Consider the following 21,139-nt stretch of genomic DNA (forward strand, 5'->3'; position numbering starts at 1 on the left):
TCGCCCCCCCCCGCCCTGGCCGGGGTGTCTGGGTCACCCCCCGCCCCCCCCGCCCCCCCCCCCCCCCGCGGCAGCGGCCCCGACGCCGGCCATCGTCTGTAATTCCGCGACTGCTCGCCGGTGCCCGCGCAGGAGGGTGTCGCGGTCGATGGCTTCGGTGCTCAACAATGGTTGGCCGGGTGCCCAGCGGTGTCCGCGTTCCCCGCAGGCGCGGGTGTAGTCGATCACCGACTTCGGCACCCCGACCGCGGTGGCAATCGCTTCCAGGTTTTCCCGAGTGCGGCGCCCGATATCCAGATGCGCCAGCGCCATCGACGACAGGCCCTCGTTGTCGCCAGTGCGGGATCGGTCGATCAGGTGCTGGTTGTCGCTGGCCAGGTTCTGCACGGCCTTGAGCAGCTTGGCCTGCACCGGATTCGGCTCGAACATCTCACCGGCCCCGTCCCACATCGAGATCGCCACGCCACGCTTCGAGCTCGGTGCCGGTGGCGCGGGCAGGTGTGGGTTCTGCTCCGCCACTGGTCAAGCCAGGATCAGCAGCGGTGGAATCGACGTCGTGAACCGCAGTCGCCGAAACCGCGGCCTCGATCCATTCACCGTCCTCGACGATCTCCGCGTCGATAATCGCCTCAGCGGCCGGGGCGGTGGTCGGAGCGAGATAGCCCGCGAGGTAACCGAACTCGTGGTGCAAGTGCGCGTCCATGGCGAGATCGGCCGCTAGCCCGCCCACGTCGTCGACGCCGCGCGGTCTGCGTCCGGGCTGATTCGCGGCGTTGTCGGTGAAGAAGTCTTCGGGGTCCAGGCCGGTGTCATCGGTGAACCGCTCTTCATAGGCCCGGCGCGCGGCTTCGGCATCCGGAGACAGGTCGCGGGCGGCGTCTGCGGCGGCGAACTGGGCCGCTGCGGCCTTGGCGGCGCCGGTGCGTTCATCGGAGTGGTGCAGGGTGTCGGTGAATCCGGCCGCGCGGCGACGGATCTCGATCATCAGCTCCTTGAGCTCGACATCGAGCTCGTGCAACGTCACCTCGCGGGCTTCGCGGTTGGTGTAGCCGGCGATACGTGCGGCATGGACCTCGCTGCTCTGCTGCCGGGACAGCTCACCGTCGAGGTCACGGCGCGCCAAATCTGCTTCAGCCCTGACGATCTGGCCTTCTTTGTGGCGGAGGTCGACCTCGGTGATCTTGGCGGCGTTGTCGATGCGGGCACGGACTTCAGCGATCTTGACCATTGCCAGTTGTTGCTCGGTCCCGAGATTGCCGAGGCGGGCCTGGTGCTCGATCCACGACCGTTGGTTCTTGGCCGCTTCGTTCGCGAGTCTCTGCTCGGACTCCGCACGTGAGCGCGATTCCCCGCCCCTGCTGCGGAACAACGCGTTGGTGGTGTGCGCGGTCTGCAACGCCTGCAGAAACCCCTGCCGGACCGCTTGCCCGCCTTCTTCGACCGGATCCCCGTTCATCACAACACCCGCATTTCGGTGACCAACCATGCACGTTCGGCCCCCGCGCGAGTCGCCCGCGCGGACACCGAAAACTCGATCGGTGTCCTGGCGGCCGGGGTGAGGGCGACAGTGAAGACCCGGCTCGACGAGGTCGCAGTATCAGGCGCCGGGGTATCGCCGGTCACAGCGACCTCGGTGCGCAGCGGCACCCTGGAATCGACCCAGTCCCCCCACGCCTCGGGGGTGATCGGCGCCCACAGCGAGACCCCGATCCGGGCGTCTGTCGCATACGTGGCCCACATCAGCGCTCGCGCGGCCTCGAACGCCGACCGTGCGTCCACCCCAGCAACCGGATCAAGCCGATACAGCATCGTCACCGCGGCTCGGAGAACCGCAGGTGCCGAACAGGGCGCGACCTCAGTGTGTGGTGGTGGGAACGCCTCGGCGCGACAGCCCGGTTCGACCACCGGCACCTGAGCGGACGAACACCCACTCACCGCCGCCAGCACGATAAAGGCGACGCTGGTAAACGCGACGGGTTTCATCACGCTGCGTCCCAGAGTTCGTGCAGGTCGACGGTGCGCCACCGGACTTCGTCGGGCCAAGTGCATCGCTCGGCGGCGGGGTTGCGCACCGGGACGGTCGCGATGTCGAGGACCATGCTCGCGGTGGTAGCGATGCTGTGGAGCCGCGCAAAGTCCAGGCCGCGACTGCGCGCCAGATTCAGCCGCAAGACACCTGCGTCGCCACCCCACTCGGCCAGGGCGTGCGCGGCCAACTCGATCGCCTTCTCCGCCGAGATGGTGGCAGCCTCGACACCATCGACTATGTCGAAGCCGAAGGTTTCGTGCCAGATCATGCGCCCGGAGGCCCCGCACACGGTGAACGCGTCCAGGGTCGCCGCCGACCACACCGTCAGCGCCGGTCCGGTCGCGGCCTTGCGCACGAGGTTGGCACCTGATGTGGCCCAGAGGATTTCGGACTGGCGCAGACCGTCGTAATCGATCCCGGCGACATCGAGCAAGGCTTGGGTGTATCGGTCCGACAAGTCATTGGTGGTGAAGCCGTATTCGGCTGCGAGGCTGTCGAATTCGCTGGTAGTGGCGAAGGTCTGTAGTTCAGCTGTCCGGGCGCGGACCATGTCTTCGGGGGCGATCGGTGTGGCCGGGGCACTGGTACGGGGGTGGGTGGTCATCGCGTTTCCTTCGGAGCGATCGGTCAGAAATCTGGTTCGAGCTGGGGGTGCGCGACCTCGCCGGGCGGCGGAAGGTCGAACAGGTCGCCGTCTGCGATGCCGTGGCCGTCCTCGATGCCGGTGGCGGCGATGGCGGCACCGATCCCGGCACCATCCCCCGGTTCCGGATAGGCGGTGTGCCAGGCCGTTTCGGCGGCGGCTTCGAGCAGGTGCGGGGCAGGAGGCAGTTGATGGGGTGCGCTGTCGGCGAGGTCGATGCCAACCATGCGCATCACCGCGACGCGGACCCTCCCTTCGCGTACCCGGCCGACGTGGGTGAGTTCGCGCCATTGACGCCCCCGATCGGGTGGCGACTGCTGCGAGATCTGGTCCAGGCGTGATCGCCAGTCGGCCACCTCAGGGGACCACCAACCGCTGGTTTCGGCTTCGGTGACGTTGAGGGTGGTGGCGACCATCGCGACCCGCATCCACTGCAACCGCAGATGCTCGGCGAGCTTGTCCGCTGTCTGCGCGGTCACCGCGGCGTGGTCGCGGCGGACGGGTCTCACTGCGGCCAGGGTCGATAGCGTGTCGGCCTGGTGGTGGAGTTGGGCGATCAGCAGCGGCCGTGCGACCGGACGCCGCGGTGGCAGCAAAGCGTCTCCGGTAGCTTTGCGGCCTTCCTGGCCGGCCTGGCGCGCGTAGGCGATCCAGTTGGCGGGCACGCCGATCGCCACCGCTTGTTCATGCACGACGCGACCGACGACCGACAGATCCCGGAAGGTCTGGATGCGGCTGTGTGGTTCCCGCGCCAGCTGCATCAGATCGACAGTGACGTTCTGCAGGACCGCAGCCATCCGCCGATGCACCACCGTCGTACCGGCCTCGACGACCGTGTGAGGTGTCGCGGTCAGTGCCGGGCCGGTGGTTCCGGGTGATGCTGTGTGCTCAACCATGGCCGGTCACCGAGTCGATGCGATAACTCGACATCCGCCACCCCTGCGGGGTTTCGGCCGCTGTGACGGTCACCTGCATCCGCCGGTAGACGGTGGTGGACCCGTCTTGGTGGAGAACCTGTTGGATTACCGTCGCCGCGACCGTCGCCGCGGGCCCGCCGGTTGTGGCCTGCTCCGTGTCGATCAAGGCGGTGACGATGTCGTTGCTGTCGCGCCAGCCCGGCCATTCCGGTAACGGAGCCAGCCCGCTCGCCGGGCCGCTGCTGGCCGAAGCGGCCAGTTCGCCGGTCAGCCACGGTGCTGCGCGAACCAACCCGGCACCGGGCCCGGGGTCGGTACGAGGTTGCCAGGAGAACATGGCAGCCAAACCCATCTGGATCGCGGTCACCGCGTCAGCACCCTCCGGCTCGGGCCCCTCCACATGCGCGGCACCAGGGGTGTGCGTGCCGGACGCGGGCCTCGGGTCCTCGGCGCAACCCACCAGTACCGTGGTGAGCGCTATCAGGACGGCCGCGACACCGAAGGTCACAGCGGCCAGAGACAGACGGTTGACCATGGTGTCCTCAGCTCAGCGTCGTCGACATCTGGATGGCCATCGCGAGGATGTTGGCCACGTACGGGCGGGTCTGGACTTCGTAATCGGGTGAGCCGGTGGGGAATCCGCCCGAGCGCAGCACCGCGTGTTCGCCGGCGTTGTAGCCGGCGAGGTAGAGCTCGGCGGGCCCGTTCGGGGCCACGACCTTGCCCTCACGAATCCAGGTGTCGACGTTGTCGGCGATGTCGCACAGGTAGCGGGCTTGGCCGATGATCGCGTCGCCGTCGTCCCACACCGAGGCGACACCGTTGCCGTCGGCGTCGATCACATACGGTTGCCCGTCGGAGGCGGTCGCGGTCGCGGTGCCGGGCAGGAACTGGGCCAATCCTTGCGCCCCCGCCGATGAGGTCAGCCCGCGTTGAAATCCGGATTCTTGTTTGCCTTGAGCCGCCAGCAGCGGGGCACCGATCTGCGGGCACACCGTGCCGCCCAGGCGGTACCACATCGCGAGCTCGGCCGGGACCGTGCCGGGTTCCAGATCGGTGTCACCGACTGTCGGCCCACACGTCGTGGCGGTCACGGCCTCGGCAGGGTTCGTGGTGACCGGGCCGATCGGTGACCCGTCGGGGTATCCGCCACCCAGCGTGGTGACGTGCACGTGATCGAAATGGTTCGCCGTCGCCCCACCCCGGTCTTCCATCACGTTGGATTCGCCGGTGGCCGAGCGGTAGGTCTGGCGCCAGATGAGGTAGTCGATGCGCAGAGCGGAAGCGTTGGTGAGTACGAATTCGGCGATCCGGTCGCCGAGGGCTTTGCCGTCCCCGGAGGTCGGGTCGGGGATGATGATGTCGATCGCCCGGCCACTCGGGTGATCCGGCAACGGGTCCTCACGATGACCGCCGATCTCTCGCACCTGCGGGAACTGCTGGACGATGGTGCGCGCCAACCGGATCGTGTCGACCTGCAATCCGTTCTCGGAGCCGATCGCCGCAGGCATCGCGGGCAGCTCGGCCCCTGCCGCTGTCCCGGCCTCGATCACCGTGCTCCCGCTCGGGACCGGCGTCGTCGAGGGCGCGGGGACGGTCGATTCGACCGGGCTGCTCGGTGCCGACCCACCTCGCAGCCACGGCATCGGGTCGATCGCGGTGCCGCCGCCGAACCTTCCTCCGCCCGTCCAGATTTCGAGATGCAGATGTGCACCGTCCGGTCCTGCCGGGACCGTCTGGCCGTTGTATCCGACGCCCGCGATCAGTTGTGCGATGCCCACGCGCTGGCCTTGTTCGACGTAGACGTCGTCGGCGAACATGTGCCCGTAGACCGAGGACACGATCTGCCCGTCGATGTTGTGATCGATGACCACCCAGATCCCGAACCCGCTCGCCTCGCCCACCCGCACCACGACACCGTCAGCGACCGCATAGATCGGGGTCTTGGGTGCTGCTGCGAAGTCTTGGCCTTGATGCTGTGTGCCCCAACGCATTCCGAAACCCGAGGTCAGAGTGTAAGTGCCCTCGGCCATCGGCATCGTTCTTGCACTACGGGTGGCGGGGGCTTGGTCCGGCGCCGTCGACGATGCGCAGCCGCGTTCCTGTGCGGTGCCGGCGAAGAACAGCAGCACGACCACCAGCAGGACCGCACTGGTCACCGCGGCCGCTGCCCGTACGGCGCCACTCATCGCCCCACCAGATGAGTGCGCGTGGCGCAGGTGCAGGCGGCCGGGGTGCGGTTTCGGCGTGAACCACGTTCAACGGTGCTCATCACGGATTCTGCCGACTTCGCCCGCAAAGGAATGTTCCGCACTGTGTCTCGTGCGCGAGCAATGTATTTCTCGCTGATGTATCGAATTCGGTTTCCATTGATCTCTCGCATTTCACTGAGGGTGTGCGCGCATTACTCGTCTGCGGTGGCGAAGTGCCAATTGGTTTCCGCTAGCCGAAATCCGGGCCGATTGCCGTGTCGTGGACATGTCCAGGCGGTGCCGTGTCGGCCTCAGGGTGATCGGGGGACTCGACGCCTGTGCCACCGTCGCCGAGTGCGGCATTCACGGCCTGCGCGATCCCCGCTTGCGGTTCGATAACCTCAGCTGCGTCGGCTGGCCGGTCGCGCGCACTCACCACGATCCTCGTGTGAGCCTTCACGGTAGGACTCGTCGTCGAGACGTTGGCGTAGGTGACCACCCCACCGGCAGTGTTGACCACCTCGTCCACCAGCTCGCGCACGTCGGCTGCGAATGGTGCGGCAGTGTCGAATGGTTCGGGGCGTATCGTCAGGGCGATCGGCCCGGTCCAGCCCGCCGGATCCCAGTAGCCCAGGCGGGTCAGGATCTGCTCACTGAGGGGGTTCGGCCCGACAGTGTCCGGGACGTACCAGACCTGGACCCGATCGGCGGCCGGGGACATTCGCATGCGCAGCCGGTCGACCTCGAGCACATCCATCATGTCCTCGACATCACCTCGCCCGTAGACGGCTGTGCGGTCCATCTGTAGCACGACGAAATCAGCTGGCTTGTTCATCGAATTTCCTCTTCTTCAGTCGGGTCCGTGTTGTGTTCGATGTGTGGGCGATACAATGTGTCCTGCAGTGGTTGCGATCTGTGGCGAACCGATTTCGAGGCGCTGATATGCCAATTCGGACTCGTACCGAATTGGCGGGGGAAGAAGTGGGCGGCAAGGAATTGTGGGGCGGCGAGAATCGTCGGACCGGTAGTCATCTCGGGCTCACCGACCTGCCGGGGTTTGGCCGAGGTTGTCGAAGCGGCGGTTGGTGTTGTGGATCTCGGAGTTGCGTTCGGTGGGGGTGAACACCATCCGGAACGGGATGCCGGGCTGGTCGGCTTCGCCGGTCTTGAGCAGGTAACACCCGGTGCCAGGCGGAGTTTCGCGTCGTGTGGTGTCCAGATCGTCGTCGCTGGGTGGGCGTGGCGCCGCCCAGGAGGTGACCAGCAGTTTCTCGGTGTCGGTCATCCCCGCGACCGCGGCGATGCGGTGGGCTTCTTCGGGTCCGACCGGGCCGATGATCTTCGCCCGGGCTCGTTCGAAGAAGCCGAGCGCTTTGGCTTGTGCGGCGGGGGAATCGAAGGCGGCGAGGTCTTTGATGGTGTGCGAGCACATGATCAGCCCTGTGGCCAGGCCGCGGTTGAGCCGGGTGAGTGCGTCGACGCGGTCGACCATGAATTCCCCGACGCCGAGCACCCGCCAGATCTCGTCCATCACGACCTCGAAGGTTCGTGCGGGTGCCAGCCCGGCGTCGGCGAGGGCGTGGGCGGCGGCGACCGCGCCGAAACCGTCTGACCAGCAGGTCATCAGGACCGCGGCCAGCAGTTTGGTGTCGCCTTCGGGGATGCGGGAGATGTCGATGCAGATCGCGGGGCTCGACAGGTCCAGGCGGGTCGTGGTGGGTCCGTTGAAGATCGCCCCGAACGGGCCTTCGACCAAGGCACGCATCGACCGGCGCAACGGTTTTGTGGCGGCCCGGTAGGCGAGTTCGTCGTCTTCTTCGGCGAATGCGCGCAGCCGCTCCCCGCCGGCCGAGATCACCGCGAGCAGGTCTTCCAGCAGCGGTGGGTTCTGGTGGGTGAACCCGCCTGCGGGGCTGTAGAGCTCGCGTAGACCGGCGGCGAGCAGCACTTCCTCGTAGTCTTCGACTCGGGCGCCGCGCACGAGCTCGATCAGCCCGGCGACGATGTTGATCTGCCCGGCTTCGACCCGCGCCATGACCTGGCGGCGTTGATCGGCATCGGGTAGTGCGGCGATGACGGCGCCGAGGGCGCCGACGTCGAGGGGGTTGATGGTGCCGTGGCCGTAGCCGACGTCGACGACTTGTCCGTCGAGGCGTTCGACGAGGTCGCGGTACTCGCCTTTGGTGTCGCCCATGCACAGCACGGTCTCCCCCGCCGCGACCGCGCCGGTCATGATGCGCCGGATTAGCGAGGACTTGCCGAACCCGTTGAGCGCCAACACGAACGCGATCGGCGCGGTGATGAACCCGCGTAGAAACCATGACATCGGGTCGAAATGCACCGGGGCACCGGTGATGTAGTGACTGCCGACCGGCACCCCCGCGGTCGGCGCGCTGGCCCCGACACAGAACGGCCACAACCCGGCCACCTGCACAGTTGTGGCACGCCACTCCGGTGTGCGCGGCACCACCGAGGCCCGCCCACCTCCTGGCCCGCCGTAGCCGCGGTCGGTCAACACTGGCGCGTTCAGATCGAACCCGTCCCCGGCGCGACCGTCGCGACGCCGTGCCGCGGTTGCGCGGCGATGATCGTCACTGGAGAGCAGCATCCGTGCCCGCCGACCCCGCAGCCCGGCCTGTGTGGCCGCGAGCTCGACTTCTGCACGGCGGGTTTTGCTCAGAACCCGGATGCCCTCGATGATTTCGGTTTTCGCGGGCTGGCCTCGGTCGGGCGCGCTGTTCGTGTACCCGTTCATCCCGAGACCCGTTCGGAGATGGAGGCGTGCTCGGGCAGGATCAGCCCGATGCCGAGGGAGGCGGCGAAGCCGGCGGCTTGGTAGCCGTAGCAGCGGCGCACCGTCAACCGTGACGCCGCCGCCATTCCTTTGACCGAGGCCTCGATGCCGGGCAGGTCCGCGTCGAGGTGATCGGTCACTGTCACCAGCACCCCGAACCGGGTCAACCCGGCCCCGCGGGCTTGCTCCTCACGGGCGGCGGAGGTGTTGCCGACCCGGATACGGGCCGCGGCTGAGGAGATGCCGCGTTCGGTCTGTTCGGCGGCGACCGCGTCGCGGAAGTCCGAATCGACCAGGGAGGTCGCTTCCGCGGCCGAATGCAGGCGGTAGACGATCGCGACCCGTTTACGTGGCGCGTCCGGGCGCGGCCGGAGCAGTTCCTCGAGGACGGTTTCCATCACCGCGCCGCGGGGTGCGCCGTCCATTTCCCAGGTGATCGAACGGGCCCCGTCGTGAACGTAGTGATCCCACCGGTCCTGATGGGCCAGCGGGCCGACAGAGTCCCACGACTGCGACTCCACGATCCGCTCCCCGGCCGCCTCCACATCACGCTGGGAAGCGAGGTCGAATCGGCCGCGCACCAATCCCAGCACCTCCCACGCTTGCAGGGGTGTGGCGGGCAGGCCGGCGCGGGCGAGCTGGGACAACACCGATTGCAGGCGTTGCCCGATCTCACGGGCCTGCTCGGCCTGATCACGGCGGATACGGCCTTTGCCGATTGCTCGGTAGGTGATCGCGATGCGTGCTTCGATCCGCACCCCGACCCCGCCGCTGTCGGCGGCGGCTTCGGTCATCACCGCCTTGGCGAAATCGGGGGCGTTCGGGCGGACCAGGCGCGCGACTTCCCGGGTTTGCTTCAACCGGGTTTCCACGACGTTGTCCAGCACCGCGGTCACCGCGACCACTTCCCCACCCCGGCTTTGCGAGGCCAGGAACTGGCCGTATCCCTCGACCCAGGAATCGATCTGGGCCTGGTCGACGAGTTCCTTGCCGCGCGGGATCACCCGCACGATCACCGTGTAGTGATCGCTGCGCCGGATATGCAGCATCGCGAACCGCTTCCCACCGGGCGTCTCGTACTCGGTCAAACGCGAATCAGCCAGCAGGCCAGGCAGTTTCGCTAGCCCCGGCAGGCGGAAGAATCGTCCGGATCGGTAGGTCAGCTCACCGCGAGACCGCGCACGCGCGAACTGTGCTCGCAACAGCAACAGCTCCCACCCCGTGCGCCCGTTGCGGGTTACCACCAGCGGGACGAACACCACCGCCGACCCCACCAGGACCGCCCCGGCGAATCCGAGGGAGCGGGTGATCATGAACGACACCATCACCGTGATCACCAGGCCGAGTCCGAGAAGCGAAACGCCCCAGGTCAATCCGAAGAACCCGGCCGAGCGTGGCTGCTCCCAGCGCCCATACATTCGTGTGCTCATCGGCGGACCTCCCCGGGACCGAGCGAGTCCGGATCCAGCTGGCCCGACGATTCCGGGACAGCGCGTTGAGCGGTGGACGCGATGCCTTGCAGCGCACCGACAGCGAGTTGGGCACCCAACATCGCCGCACCCGCAGGTCCTGCACCCATCGCGCCGGTGGCCACGGCACTGCCCGACCCACCGGCGCCAGCGGCTGAGGCCCGGCCCGCGCTCGAACCACCTGCGCTCGAACCACCTCCACCGGCCCGCGCGGACCTGGGCGCGCCACCGCCCGATGCGGGGGGTGACCCTCCGGGTGGCGAGCCTGAATTCGCCGCCATCGGTCTCGCCCCACCGGTGCCGCCCGGCGGAGAGGACGGCCCGCTCGGGCTCGATGACCCTAGCGACGAGCCAGACCTTTCGGCCTCCGAGACCTTTCTGGCTTGGGATCCCCGGCTGCCGACCGCCGACATCGCGATCCCTGCCCCGGCGCCGGCCAGCGCTGATGCCGCGCCGCCGCCACCGCCGAGGGTGGCCACTGCGGGTGCGATCAAGCGGATCAGCGCGGGCAGCACGACTACGCTCATCAACATCAAGATCATCCCGAGCAGGACTAACTGAGTATCTGGTTCGTCGTCAGTGCCGGTGGCCGTGAACGCGATGGCATAAACCAGGGCCCCGACCGGCTTCCACAACACGAAGGCCAGTGACCACGCCACCAGCCGTTTGTAGGCTTGTGAACCGGGACCGGTGCCCGATGCCGCGGCCGCCATCGGAATCACCGCGACAACGACAACGAGAAGGGCCTGTCGAATCACCAGCATGACGAGCTGAACTAGCAGGCTGATCAAACCCAATATGCCGAGCACGAGCAGGACTCCTGGCCCTAAATTTCCGGTGATTCGGGGGTCCGCGATGCGGCCGACAGCGGTATCGAGGTCTCCGCGGGCGGCGTCGAAGACCACCCAGGAGGCGAATTCGTCTCCGGCAGTGGTCGCGACGGTGATGAGCGCGCCGAAGGTCATCGCCCCGAACGTCGCCCGTGCCAGCATGAGGAAGCTCTCTTGTGCTTCCCCTGCGGCGGCGCCCCGCTTGGCCAGTGCCAGTCTCGCGGCGGCGAACATGATCCCGGCGGTGAGCAGGACCACTTGCAACCCGCTGGTGTAGTCACGAATCTGTCCGAGCACTGGCGCGGGCTGTCCTTGGGAGGTCGTCAGTTCCGGTGACGGGAAGCTAGTCCACCAGGCCATCACCAGCCGCAACATGATCACCAGGCTGTCGATGAGATCGGCGGCGATGCTGCCGATCACCGAGTCGCTCGCCACCTCAGCCGCCTCGCCGGCCAGATCGGCGAGCTGGCACGCTTCCTGGACTCCGGGCACCGCGAGACAGGCGAGATCGGGAATGATCTGGGCATGAACACCGTTGCCCGGTGCAGCGAGGGTGCTCACGGCTGCCTCCAGCGGTCGAACCCCGCGGTCGAGGCGACGGGTGTGGCTGGACGCCAGAGCGTCTCAATGATTTCAGGCGTGCGGATGCGCCAATCGCCGTCGACCCAGACCATCGGCCAGGTCGCGATCGCGTACCCGGTCGTCGAACGGATCGCGAGCTGAACGACAGCGAGGTCGTCGCGGTAGCCGGGTTCAATCCGCACACCTTCAGGGACGGTGACGTAACGTGCCATTCCTGGGGTGCTGGTTCGGGAGCGGGCGAACTGGTCGATCAAGGTGTCACCGCCTCCGTAGAAGCGCTCGCGTACCACTTCTCGCCATATCGGTTCCGGCGCGGCATAGGCTCGCCCGATCGCGTCCATCGCCGCCAACGCGGCACCTTGCGGCGTGCGCGCGAACCCTTCCGCTACACCGGCATCGATGCGGGCGGGGCCGTCGCTACCCGAGACCGGCACCGCCGCGCCGCCCCAGATGCGCTGCCACTGCAACCGCGCAGGTGGTGCTCTCAAGTAGTCCGGCCGCGCCGGGTCGACACCGTCCTGGGCGCTTTGCGGCAAGACCGAACCGGCTTCCTCCGCTGGGACTTCGAGGCGGTTGCCGAACATGTCGACCGTCGGCGGACGTGCTGCTGACGATGCCGTCGATGACACAGCGGTCGTCGGGCCATCTCCGCTCTGGGCGGGGGGTTGGGTGGTGGCGGTCTGGTCGTCGCCGGTGACGGTCAGGACGAATACGGTGATCACTACGGCAGCGATGATGCTGAGTAGCAGGACGAGGGTTCGAGTGGCACGCATCAGTTGGTCCTCAGGGTCTCGGCAGGGCGACCATGTCGGCGGGGACGGAATCGACTGCGGTGACCGGGCTTTCGGTCACTGTGTCGGGCAGGCGTAGTCGCCACCCGTCGGTCGCCCAGATGACGGTGGCGGTGTTGCGAGTGGTCGAGTTGTCCGGATACAGGGAGTAGGTCTGGATCTGGGCTTCGGTGTCGGTGTAGGTGGTGACGAGGTAGCCGAGGATGGTGGGTGTCGTGTCGGTGGCTGGGGTGGTGATCGAGACCTGGGCGCGTGCTGTGGCCCAGGCATCGCGGCCTCGGGTGGGGGCGATCATGCGCTGCCCGACCGCGGCCCATTGGTTGTCGGGTGCGACCGACATGCGCACGGTCGTGTGGATCGCGGCCAGCGCGGCCCCGGCCGGGGACCGGTCGAAGTCGGTGGCGGTCGCGCTGTCGATCACGCGTGGGCCTTGGACCGCCACTGGCAGATCGATGCCCTGGTACGGGCGCCAGCTCAGCCCTGTGGGAAGCAGTTGTTCTGCTGTGGTGCTCGCCGGTGGACGCTGGTCCTCGCCGGGGTCGGTGCCGCCACAGCCTGTGGCGGTGATGCCGGTGATGACGAGGGCGAGCCAAGCAGTGATCATCGGGTTGGTGTGTGCCGAAAGTTTGTGTTGCATAGGGTGTCCTGTGGTGTCAGGTGGGCAGGATGGCGATGGCCAGGGCGCTGGCCATGCCGAGGAGTGCGGCGGCGACCAGGGATCCGATGAACCCTTCGATCGCTTCTTCGCGGTAGATCCGAACGGCGAGTTGGCCGCCGACGAAGGTCGCGCGCGCCACGCACAGCAGCAGCACGAACCAGGCCAGCCAGTTCAACAGCTGTGTCAGCGGCGCCAAGACCTGCGCGGGCAGCGGTGCGGCGATCACCAGTGGCCTCCGAACCGGTCAGCGTCTCGCGCCACGCGGATCGCGGAAGACACCGCTGCGGCCGGCAACCAGGGAAAAGTTCGGGCCAGGTCATGACCCCCGTCGCGCAGGCTGCTCAGTTCAGCCCACACCGTCTCCGCGAGTTCGGTGACCCGCCCGTAGCGCGCGACTGGGTCTGCGTGCCCGGCCACGATCCAGGTGGGTGTCGCGCGCAGCAGGTCTTCGACCACCGCTAGGTCGGCCCCGCAGCGCCGGTACGCACGCAGGGTGTGGAGGGCGGCCTCGAGTTCGGCGTCGGTGTGCAGGCGGTGCTCGCCCAGGGCGGTAGAGAGTTCGTGGATGAGACGTCGACCGGCCCGGCGGGCCGAACCGGTCGGGTGTTCGGTGAGGGCTTTGTCGTGATCGGGTAGCTCTGTCACCGGTGTGATCGCGACGATCGCGTCGACGCGGGCGGGGTCGCGTCGGTGGTGGAACAGCCATTCCTGCGCGACGATCGCGGCCAGCGAATGCACGACCAGCACCACGCGACCGTCAGCATGGGAGATGACGGTGTCCAGGTCCTCGACGAGTTGTGCCATCCCGGCGGGTCCGGGGTGCAGCGGAAGGCCGTTGCCGTGGCCACGCTGCTCGTACACGAGCTGGGCGACCTCGGCGCGGAAATGCCGGTCCAGCAGCGTGATCATCGGCGCGAAATGCGTTGCATCGGCCAGCGGTCCGGGCAGGTAGACCACGGTCAGCGCGGCGTCGGGCATTCCGAACCGGGATCCCGTCAGCGCTGCGCCGTCGGCGGCGGTGATGGCCACAGCGTGTGAATCCGTTGTGGTACCGCGGGTTTCGTGGCGGTACTCCGGCGCCTGCATGTCAGGACCCTCCGGTGACGGCGGCGTTCATGATGGCGCCGGCGGAGGTGGCGATGATGCCGCCGACCATGGCCGCGAACACGATCTTGGGTGATTCGACCGCGCCGCCGTGCCAGCGTTCCCACCCGAACTTGCCCCCGGCATAGATCAGCGCGGCTACCCCGGCCAGGATGACCAGCCAGGACAGGTAGCCGACCAGGTTGGTCAGCTTGTCCCCGCCCGGCGGGACGGTCGGGTTGATCTTGATTTCTTGGGCCAGCACCGTCACGCTGTCGCCCACGACGGAAAGAACCGACATCGCTATTTCTCCGAATCGTGTTGGTCGATAGGGTTTTTGGTTGTGCGGGCGAGGGCGTCGATGAGCTCGCTGCCGACGTGATGGACATCCAGCGGCACCGCTTCGGTCAGGCGGGCGCGGCGTTGTGGGGCGGGGTCGAAGGGGCTGAACTCGGCGAGTTCGCTGAGTTCGCGTTCGATGAGCTCGTCATGCCAGCCGATCTCCCACACGTGCTCGGTCAGGTCTTTGACCACGGCGCGGTAGCGGCGCACCGGTGCCGGCACCCGGCCCGGGCGGGCGGCGCTGAGCACGACACCGACGACCTCGACACCTTCGGGTGCTGCTCCGGCGTGCCATTCCCGCAGTCGGTCCGCGCAAGCGATCAGCCCTGGCAGGCACAACCGTGCCGCCACAACGACACGTTGGGTGGTCTGTGGCGAGCCCGGCCAGGACTGTTCGCAGTCCGCAGCGGGCGCCCACCACCGCGCCAGCGTCGAGGTTCCTGCTCCCCCGTGGGCGCCGACGATCGCGACCGCCGGTGGGTGCGCTCGGGTAGTCGGCAGCGGTTCTACGCGGATACCGGCCGCGCGGCGTGGCAGGGTCACCGTCACCGGGTCCAACCGGCGGCCCCCGATCACGGCGAGGGGATGCTGCTGAAGGGTCGATGCGGGCATCAGCTGCCTCGCTTCTGGATGTTGGTGATAACCAACCCGGCTGGCGGTGCGGCGGCGACGTTGATGACCTGCAGGTAGTCGAAACGGCGGCCGTCGGGGTGCAGTTCCACCAGGTGGACCTCGGCGGTGTTCTCCGCGATGGGGGTGATGCCGACGCAGTGGGTGGTGCCGGCCGGTAACGCGGTGATCGCGGCGGTCAGCGGTTCGAGCGTGATTCCGGCCTGCGGGGTCACCAATCGCAGCGCGTCCTCAGCGCTGCGTGTGACGTAGTAGGCGTATTCGAACGCCGCGATCACACCGGCAAGGGTCGTGGTGTCCCCGGCGCCCGCTGTCATCGTTTGCGCGGTGAGCCCGGCACAGGCCCGCTCGGTGGCGGCGACAGTAGAGGCAGGAGTAAGCGAGGTCGTCGTTGTCGCGGAGGCCACGGTGGTGGTGCGGTCGTTGCCAGCCATGTCCACCGCGACCGCAGCGACCGCTCCGGTGAGGATGCCGGCGGCGGCGCTGAACGCGACGAGCCGTGACCCGCGTGGCGGTGTGGCTCGGCGGTGGACGTGCTCGCCGAGCCGCCGTGGCTCCTCTGGATCGGGTTGTGGAGTTACTGGTTTGTTGAGCCAGTCGAGGCCGTGGCTGCGGCTCAGGTCATCGGTGGGCATGGTGTTCACCTCCTCGCTCGGTCGGGTGGTTCGGTTGAGGGTCGGGCCCTTCGGAGCACGCCGCTGGGAAGAGCCACTGATCAGGGGGAAGGAACCAGGGCCCGTCGTGCTCCGAAGGGGTCTAGGGGTGCGCCATCGGTGGACTGGTCGTCGCCGATAGCGAACCGGTCTGTGTGACAGTCGGTTTCGCAGTGGTGGACGAGTGCGTCGGTTGTTCCGTTGGAGACGGCGTCGCGGCGCTGAGGTCGCGGGCGATCGCGGTGAACCACGCCGTCGTCGCGGCCAGCGGGGTGTCCCCGCTCGCGGTCACCGAGACCGTGCTGTAGCTGCTACGGCGGCCGGAGGCGTCGCTGTATTGGGCGGTCGCCGAGGTGGTGTAGAGGTCTTGGGGTTCGGTGATGGTGGAGGTGATGGCCTCGAACGCGTCGTTGACCCAAGTACTGATCGACTGCGGGGGCACCAGATCCACCACGGCATCGGCGACTTTCGTACCGAGCACCGCGACCGCGGCGGCCGGGTTCGACAACCCCACGGCGGCGAGCTCGGCGATGGTCGTGGCAGTGAATACCTTCTGGGCCACCGAGACCACGGCGTTCAACCCGATCGTGCCGATCTTGAACAACGCCGAGAGTGCGTCGGACTCGGTCGGTGTGGTCGCTGTCGGTGAGGACGCGGCGGCGATGCGCTGACCGAGAGTCTGGGTGGGGGTGTAGGACAGCTGGTCCAAGCTGGTGCCGGAGATGTCGTCGTTGACGACGCCGACCGCCGTGCTGAACGCGGTGGAAGCCAGGGCTTGGGCAACCGTGGCGATCGCGGCAACCGGGTCCTTGCCCTCGGTCTGGGCGGTGATGTTGGTGACCGCGGTCAACAACGGGCTCCCGGACTGAACATCACACGTCGCGTCCCCGGCCACACACAGATCAGCCACCCGCCCGACCAGCGACCCGTAGTTCGCCGGGGCCGCACTGGCGGCGATTCCGGCCCCGGACAGCCCCACGTTGGCCAGCTCGATCTTGGCCACCTCAGCTCCGGCAGTGCCGGGCGCCGCGGCCGGGACCACAGCGTTGGCAGTACCGGGGAGGGCACCGGTCGCTGCTCGGCGCGCCGGGTTGGCCAGCAGCGCCACCGCGGCGACCTTGTCGGCCGGGACCCGCGACTGACCGTTCCCAGCCTTCTCCGCGAAAGTTGTTGCTGCGGCGGCGCCTTGGGCGTATCCGGCGACCGCGATCTGAGTCGTGGGGCATCGGTCGATGACCTCGGTGGCGCGTTGTTCGATCTGCTCGGCCGCGGCGGTGACCGCGGCGGGATAGTTCGTGGTGTTCACCTCGGCGCCGACGACGATGTAGGACCGCTCGATCTGCGCGCCCACGGCGGCACCCAACCGGCCGAACGCCTGACCCAGCACCCCGGTGTCACCGGTGTCGACAGAGGTGGCGGCACCTTCCTCGCCGCTCTGGACACCCAGCACGTACAACACCGGGCAGGCAGCGGCCGCGGGCTCGCGCGAGGACGTCGTCGGTGCCGGTGTGCTGGTGGTTTCGGCCACTGCAGGGGTGGTTCCGATGACGGTCACTGTCAGCCAGGTGGCCGCGATCGCGAGGGCTCGGCGCCCAATAGTGGTGTGGTTCATCGGTTTCGGCTTCCGGTCGATAGCGAGTGGGGGTGCCTGCCCGCACCGGAGGGGGTGGTGCGGGCAGGCGGTCAGATGGTCAGTTGGTCGGGTTCAGGCCTTGATGGCGCGGCGGGCGGGCGAATCCGGTGCGCAGGGCGGTGAGGACGTCGGGGACGCCGAGGTCGGCCGCGCCGAGATGGGTGACGTCGAATTCCGACCAGGACACCGCCACGTCGCGGGAGCTGTACTCGGCGAACAAGGCGCGGCCGGACTCGATCGGCACCAGCCCGTCGAGCAACCCGTGATACAGGTGAATCGGAACCAACGGTGTTGAGGTGCCGAGGTTTTCGTGGGTGAGGATGTAATGCCAGACCGGGTCGTTCCAGGGGTCCGGGCGCTCGCACCAGGCCGCCAGCGGCGAGAGGAACTCCACCAGCAACGCGTCCAGGTCGGCCTCCGACGCCGCCCGGACCGCCCGGACACCGACATCGGTGAGCAAGTGATCGACCGGCAGATGCGCATACGCGCGCGCCAACCCGACCATGCCCGCGAACGCCAGCCCCGACCACGGGCCCCCGTCGAGGGTGTTGATCAACGCGCCGGGATCGCCGATCACCGCACCGGCCGCGACAGCGCGCAGATCGAGCTCGGGAGCGTAGCCGGGCTGGTACTCCGCGGCCGCGGCAGCGACACGGCCACCGTCGGCGTAACCCCACACCGCGACCGGCGCCTCGAGTCGCGCGCCGTCAGGGTCAGCGATGACCGCGCGCGCCAGGTCCAGCGCTGCATGGGCCCCGGCCTTCTTCGCCAGCCAATGGTGCGGCCCGGCGCCGTGGATGCCCAGGCCTATGCCGTCGGGGACCGCGACCCGCCAGCCCTGGACGAGGGCGGCGGCGATGCTGCTGGTGTCGGGGTCGTTCCCGTCGACCAACAGCTGCGAGGGCGCGCAACGCCCACCCAAGCCGTGAAAGGTCGGGCAATACACCACCACCGGCGTCCCAGCGATCGCGCTGTCGGTCGCGGCGGTCGGTTCCAGCACGATGCCCGAGGCGGGAACGGCGATACCGAAGGTGGTCTTGGTCGTGTAGATCACCTGCCAGGCACGGCTCAGACCCGCGATGTGGGGCACCATGACCTCGCGAGTACGCAGGACCTGGCCGGGACGGTCGAACCCGATCGCGGTGTTCGCACGAAACGGGTCCGCTCCGGCGCCGCCGGTCAACGATGTGCCGGTCATGACCGCGATCCCGCGATGTCGTGGGCCAACGCGGTCATCCAGGCGATACCCGAGTTCAACTGTCCGGTCAGCGCGTAGCCGTTGTGGCGTCCGACCGTGTCGGCGAACCGCAACCACGTCACCGGGTTGATCAGCTCGGTGTTCTCGGCCGCGAGCTCGCCCCACGCGCCAGACAGTTGGGCGAGCAGACGCGGCAACAACACCAGCGGGTTCGCGACGACCGTCGCGACGATCTCGTTCCACCGTGCCGCGGCGGCACCGGGATCCGGGACCGGTGTGCGGGGGTCACCGGCATCGACGAGCCGCTGCCCCAAACCCGTCTGGGGCGCGTAGTCGACAGTGCCTTCGCCGAGGTGGAAGTCGTGGACGATCACGGAGTTCCACGCCTCGCCAAGCGCCGAGGAGAACGCGTTGCCCAGCGTGGACAGGGCCGCGACGGGGTTGGTCAGGTCCGCTTGGGCGAAGAGCTGGGCACCCAACCGCAGAACCGAGGCCTGGCCGGGTGCCGAGCAGGCGAGGTCGCCATCGCTGCAGATATCGGCAACCCGACCCTCGAGGGCCCCGTAGCCGTCGCCGGTGGTCGCGATACCCGCCCCGCCCGCCGGGGCCGCGAGGACCTGCACGGCCGAGACCTCCGCACCGGAAGTACCGGGTGCGGGATCGGGCACGGTTTGCCCCGGCCGACCGGGGAAGACCGGTTCGAGTTCGCCACGATCCGGGTTGGCATACAACGCGATCCCCGCCACACGATCGGCCGGGACAGGGCCGTATCCGGCGCCGACATCGCGGGCGAAGCTGGCCATCGCTTGGGCGCCCTGGCTGTAACCGACGCCAGCGAGCATCGTGTTCGGGCACGCCTCGATGACTTGTTGTGCCGCGGCGTCGAGGTTGGCCCGGGCACCCGAGACCGAGGCGACGTAGGGGTCGGAGCCCCCACCGGGGACGATGCCGCCGAATCCCGCGGCGTATCCGATGTAGGCGCGCTGTACGAGGGCAGGCACCGCACTCACGACCGGCCCGATCAACGATCCGACGACGCCGGTGTCGGCAAGCGGGTCGGCGGTCGGTGAGGATTGCCCGGTGCCATGAACGCCGAGGATGAACAGGGCCGGGCACCCGTTGATCGGCACCGCGACCGCGGGAGGCGCCGGTGCGACCGTGGTGAACAGCGCTGCCCCCACCGTCGCGGCAGCAACGACCGCGACACGTCGTGTGCTGCCGATCATTGGCCGACTCCGACGCCTGCACCGAATCCCGCACCGATCGTTCCGCCGACCGCCGCGCCCACGGCACCGGCCGGTACTCCGAGGATCGCCGCGCCGGCGGCAGCTCCGGCAGCGGCGCCCAGGGCGGTACCCGCCACTCCGCTGGTGACTTGCCCGATGATGGGAACCGGGATGACGATGCCGACGGCGGCCCCAGCTATTCCACCGACTGTGCCACCGATCAGCCCTCCGGCTACGGCGCCCACCGCAGCCGCGGGGGCGCCGAGCACGGTCGCACCGGCCGCACCGCCTACAGCGGCGCCACCCAGGGTCGCGCCGCTGACGCGATCGGAGCGCCCGGCCGGGATACCGACCGAGTCCAGTGCTGTCGCGATCTGCGCCTCGGCACCGGCGGCGGTGGTGTTGATGGTGTCGCGGACTTCCACCGGCAACCAGTCCGGGCTCGGAGTCTGCCACTCCCCTACCCGGACCGTGTTCTCCGGCGGCACGATCGGCGCGACCGACTCCACCGAAACGGGCAGATGCAGTTCCTCGATCCGCACCGGCTCCACCGGCTCATCGACCTCGGGGGCAGGACGGGCCAGTCCGGTGCGAATCTGTTGGGGCTGTTCGTAATACACCGGCGGCGACGGCTCCGGCGCCGGTTCGGGGGCCGGTTCGACGGGAGGCGGCGGCGGAGCGGGCGTTTCGGTGCCGGGTTGGGCCGGGCTGGTGACACCGCCCTGGTCGGCCACAGCAGCCGCAGGTGCACTCGCATGGGCCGTGGCCGGAGCTGCCACGGCAATCGCGACAGGAATGGCGGCGGCCAGCAGCAACGTGCTACCGCGGCGAGTCAACAGGGCGCCGAGGTGACGTAGTTCGGCGTTCGAGTAGGTGGTCGAGGGGGATTCAGGCATGACGGATAGACCCTTTCTCGATGAAGGGTTGAGATGCAGGAAGTGCCGCTGACGTTGCGCGGCAAACGAATTTGAGCCGCCCGCTGGGAGAGGCCCGGCCGGGCGGGCTGCCGCCCGGCCGGGGTACCTCTACGGGGCGGGTCTCACAGCAGGTGCAGGGCCAGGTTGAGCACGTTGCCGGCCAGTGCCAGGCCGTTGCTGAGCAGCGCCAGCCCGGCGTTGATGTAGCTGGCGATCATGATGGGATCCACAGGAAATCCTTTCTCGAAATGCATGGAGTGGCTTGCACTTTCCATCCAAACCACGAAATCCCTTGGGACGCTAGGTTCTTAACTGATCGAGTTTTGATAGATCACAAAATGATCAGTTAAGGAAGAGCGGCCTGTGCAGCAGATTCGCTTTGACGCATCAAGAAATGTTTCTTACCGCGCAATAGAATTCGCCTTCCGCAGCGGTCCCATCGTCACCGGGTAGCCTTACCTATGAGGTTGTCATGAACATGCCTGTCCACGATTCGGGCAGCTGCGGGCTAACTTGCCGCCCGAAACGCCCTCTGGTAGACCTGGTCTCGTC

General features: G+C 68.2%; 22 protein-coding genes. All 22 read right to left on the reverse strand.

Annotation, left to right across the window (positions count from 1 at the left end; all coding sequences use genetic code 11):
- Window positions 1–33: 33 nt before the first annotated feature.
- Window positions 34–462, reverse strand: coding sequence for a hypothetical protein (locus tag ACWEVR_RS06925; RefSeq protein WP_452466172.1), 429 nt, complete (start codon window positions 460–462; stop codon window positions 34–36).
- Window positions 431–1,456 carry a hypothetical protein gene (locus ACWEVR_RS06930; RefSeq protein ID WP_280306165.1) on the reverse strand — a complete coding sequence of 342 codons (1,026 nt, stop codon included), beginning with the start codon at window positions 1,454–1,456 and terminating at the stop codon, window positions 431–433. The genes ACWEVR_RS06925 and ACWEVR_RS06930 overlap by 32 nt, the downstream gene beginning before the upstream one ends.
- Complete coding sequence (locus ACWEVR_RS06935; protein WP_452466173.1) at window positions 1,456–1,779, reverse strand: hypothetical protein; 324 nt, start codon at window positions 1,777–1,779, stop codon at window positions 1,456–1,458. The genes ACWEVR_RS06930 and ACWEVR_RS06935 overlap by 1 nt, the downstream gene beginning before the upstream one ends.
- 203 nt (window positions 1,780–1,982) lie before the next feature.
- Complete coding sequence (locus ACWEVR_RS06940; protein ID WP_280306167.1) at window positions 1,983–2,633, reverse strand: hypothetical protein; 651 nt, start codon at window positions 2,631–2,633, stop codon at window positions 1,983–1,985.
- 23 nt (window positions 2,634–2,656) lie between these two features.
- Window positions 2,657–3,568, reverse strand: coding sequence for a hypothetical protein (locus ACWEVR_RS06945; RefSeq protein ID WP_280306168.1), 912 nt, complete (start codon window positions 3,566–3,568; stop codon window positions 2,657–2,659).
- Window positions 3,561–4,124, reverse strand: a complete 564-nt coding sequence (locus ACWEVR_RS06950) for a hypothetical protein (RefSeq protein ID WP_280306169.1) — start codon at window positions 4,122–4,124, stop codon at window positions 3,561–3,563. Before ACWEVR_RS06950 ends, ACWEVR_RS06945 begins: the two co-directional genes overlap by 8 nt.
- A 7-nt stretch (window positions 4,125–4,131) precedes the next feature.
- Window positions 4,132–5,778, reverse strand: a complete 1,647-nt coding sequence (locus ACWEVR_RS06955; protein ID WP_280306171.1) for a peptidoglycan DD-metalloendopeptidase family protein — start codon at window positions 5,776–5,778, stop codon at window positions 4,132–4,134.
- Between the two features lie 253 nt (window positions 5,779–6,031).
- On the reverse strand, window positions 6,032–6,616 hold the full coding sequence (locus tag ACWEVR_RS06960) for a hypothetical protein (protein WP_280306173.1): 585 nt from the start codon (window positions 6,614–6,616) through the stop codon (window positions 6,032–6,034).
- 204 nt (window positions 6,617–6,820) lie between these two features.
- Window positions 6,821–8,536: a hypothetical protein gene (locus tag ACWEVR_RS06965; protein WP_387702916.1), complete on the reverse strand. Its 1,716-nt coding sequence runs from the start codon at window positions 8,534–8,536 to the stop codon at window positions 6,821–6,823.
- The gene (locus tag ACWEVR_RS06970) at window positions 8,533–10,005 is read right to left on the reverse strand and encodes an SCO6880 family protein (RefSeq protein WP_280306175.1); all 1,473 of its coding nucleotides are present in this window, start codon (window positions 10,003–10,005) and stop codon (window positions 8,533–8,535) included. Before ACWEVR_RS06970 ends, ACWEVR_RS06965 begins: the two co-directional genes overlap by 4 nt.
- Window positions 10,002–11,435 (reverse strand): hypothetical protein, encoded by a 1,434-nt coding sequence (locus ACWEVR_RS06975; RefSeq protein ID WP_280306176.1) that lies wholly within the window; start codon window positions 11,433–11,435, stop codon window positions 10,002–10,004. The genes ACWEVR_RS06970 and ACWEVR_RS06975 overlap by 4 nt, the downstream gene beginning before the upstream one ends.
- Window positions 11,432–12,040, reverse strand: a complete 609-nt coding sequence (locus tag ACWEVR_RS06980; RefSeq protein ID WP_452466174.1) for a hypothetical protein — start codon at window positions 12,038–12,040, stop codon at window positions 11,432–11,434. Before ACWEVR_RS06980 ends, ACWEVR_RS06975 begins: the two co-directional genes overlap by 4 nt.
- A gap of 199 nt (window positions 12,041–12,239) precedes the next feature.
- Entirely contained in the window at window positions 12,240–12,851 is a 612-nt protein-coding gene (locus ACWEVR_RS06985) for a hypothetical protein (RefSeq protein ID WP_387702917.1), read from the reverse strand.
- A gap of 49 nt (window positions 12,852–12,900) precedes the next feature.
- Window positions 12,901–13,131 carry a hypothetical protein gene (locus ACWEVR_RS06990; RefSeq protein ID WP_280306179.1) on the reverse strand — a complete coding sequence of 77 codons (231 nt, stop codon included), beginning with the start codon at window positions 13,129–13,131 and terminating at the stop codon, window positions 12,901–12,903.
- A complete protein-coding gene (locus ACWEVR_RS06995; protein WP_452466175.1) occupies window positions 13,128–13,991 on the reverse strand; it encodes an alpha/beta fold hydrolase in 864 nt (287 codons plus the stop codon). The genes ACWEVR_RS06990 and ACWEVR_RS06995 overlap by 4 nt, the downstream gene beginning before the upstream one ends.
- A gap of 1 nt (window position 13,992) precedes the next feature.
- A complete protein-coding gene (locus ACWEVR_RS07000) occupies window positions 13,993–14,289 on the reverse strand; it encodes a hypothetical protein (RefSeq protein ID WP_067641759.1) in 297 nt (98 codons plus the stop codon).
- A 2-nt stretch (window positions 14,290–14,291) separates the two neighbouring features.
- Window positions 14,292–14,942: a hypothetical protein gene (locus ACWEVR_RS07005; RefSeq protein WP_387702918.1), complete on the reverse strand. Its 651-nt coding sequence runs from the start codon at window positions 14,940–14,942 to the stop codon at window positions 14,292–14,294.
- Window positions 14,942–15,595: a hypothetical protein gene (locus tag ACWEVR_RS07010; RefSeq protein ID WP_280306182.1), complete on the reverse strand. Its 654-nt coding sequence runs from the start codon at window positions 15,593–15,595 to the stop codon at window positions 14,942–14,944. Before ACWEVR_RS07010 ends, ACWEVR_RS07005 begins: the two co-directional genes overlap by 1 nt.
- A 121-nt stretch (window positions 15,596–15,716) precedes the next feature.
- The gene (locus ACWEVR_RS07015; protein ID WP_316574263.1) at window positions 15,717–17,225 is read right to left on the reverse strand and encodes a cutinase family protein; all 1,509 of its coding nucleotides are present in this window, start codon (window positions 17,223–17,225) and stop codon (window positions 15,717–15,719) included.
- A gap of 79 nt (window positions 17,226–17,304) precedes the next feature.
- On the reverse strand, window positions 17,305–18,444 hold the full coding sequence (locus ACWEVR_RS07020) for a lipase family protein (RefSeq protein WP_280306185.1): 1,140 nt from the start codon (window positions 18,442–18,444) through the stop codon (window positions 17,305–17,307).
- On the reverse strand, window positions 18,441–19,670 hold the full coding sequence (locus tag ACWEVR_RS07025) for a cutinase family protein (RefSeq protein ID WP_280306187.1): 1,230 nt from the start codon (window positions 19,668–19,670) through the stop codon (window positions 18,441–18,443). Before ACWEVR_RS07025 ends, ACWEVR_RS07020 begins: the two co-directional genes overlap by 4 nt.
- The gene (locus ACWEVR_RS07030; protein WP_280306189.1) at window positions 19,667–20,566 is read right to left on the reverse strand and encodes a hypothetical protein; all 900 of its coding nucleotides are present in this window, start codon (window positions 20,564–20,566) and stop codon (window positions 19,667–19,669) included. The genes ACWEVR_RS07025 and ACWEVR_RS07030 overlap by 4 nt, the downstream gene beginning before the upstream one ends.
- Window positions 20,567–21,139 lie beyond the last annotated feature (573 nt).

The sequence above is a fragment of the Nocardia sp. NPDC003979 genome (assembly GCF_053605015.1).

Coding starts and splice junctions, on each gene's coding strand:
- ACWEVR_RS06930 (WP_280306165.1), bottom strand. CDS start 1,456: ATGAACGGGGATCCGGTCGAAGAAGGCGGGCAAGCGGTCCGGCAGGGG.
- ACWEVR_RS06940 (WP_280306167.1), bottom strand. CDS start 2,633: ATGACCACCCACCCCCGTACCAGTGCCCCGGCCACACCGATCGCCCCC.
- ACWEVR_RS06945 (WP_280306168.1), bottom strand. CDS start 3,568: ATGGTTGAGCACACAGCATCACCCGGAACCACCGGCCCGGCACTGACC.
- ACWEVR_RS06950 (WP_280306169.1), bottom strand. CDS start 4,124: ATGGTCAACCGTCTGTCTCTGGCCGCTGTGACCTTCGGTGTCGCGGCC.
- ACWEVR_RS06955 (WP_280306171.1), bottom strand. CDS start 5,778: ATGAGTGGCGCCGTACGGGCAGCGGCCGCGGTGACCAGTGCGGTCCTG.
- ACWEVR_RS06960 (WP_280306173.1), bottom strand. CDS start 6,616: ATGAACAAGCCAGCTGATTTCGTCGTGCTACAGATGGACCGCACAGCC.
- ACWEVR_RS06965 (WP_387702916.1), bottom strand. CDS start 8,536: ATGAACGGGTACACGAACAGCGCGCCCGACCGAGGCCAGCCCGCGAAA.
- ACWEVR_RS06970 (WP_280306175.1), bottom strand. CDS start 10,005: ATGAGCACACGAATGTATGGGCGCTGGGAGCAGCCACGCTCGGCCGGG.
- ACWEVR_RS06980 (WP_452466174.1), bottom strand. CDS start 12,040: ATGTTCGGCAACCGCCTCGAAGTCCCAGCGGAGGAAGCCGGTTCGGTC.
- ACWEVR_RS06985 (WP_387702917.1), bottom strand. CDS start 12,851: ATGATCACTGCTTGGCTCGCCCTCGTCATCACCGGCATCACCGCCACA.
- ACWEVR_RS06995 (WP_452466175.1), bottom strand. CDS start 13,991: ATGCAGGCGCCGGAGTACCGCCACGAAACCCGCGGTACCACAACGGAT.
- ACWEVR_RS07000 (WP_067641759.1), bottom strand. CDS start 14,289: ATGTCGGTTCTTTCCGTCGTGGGCGACAGCGTGACGGTGCTGGCCCAA.
- ACWEVR_RS07005 (WP_387702918.1), bottom strand. CDS start 14,942: ATGCCCGCATCGACCCTTCAGCAGCATCCCCTCGCCGTGATCGGGGGC.
- ACWEVR_RS07010 (WP_280306182.1), bottom strand. CDS start 15,595: ATGCCCACCGATGACCTGAGCCGCAGCCACGGCCTCGACTGGCTCAAC.
- ACWEVR_RS07015 (WP_316574263.1), bottom strand. CDS start 17,225: ATGAACCACACCACTATTGGGCGCCGAGCCCTCGCGATCGCGGCCACC.
- ACWEVR_RS07020 (WP_280306185.1), bottom strand. CDS start 18,444: ATGACCGGCACATCGTTGACCGGCGGCGCCGGAGCGGACCCGTTTCGT.
- ACWEVR_RS07025 (WP_280306187.1), bottom strand. CDS start 19,670: ATGATCGGCAGCACACGACGTGTCGCGGTCGTTGCTGCCGCGACGGTG.
- ACWEVR_RS07030 (WP_280306189.1), bottom strand. CDS start 20,566: ATGCCTGAATCCCCCTCGACCACCTACTCGAACGCCGAACTACGTCAC.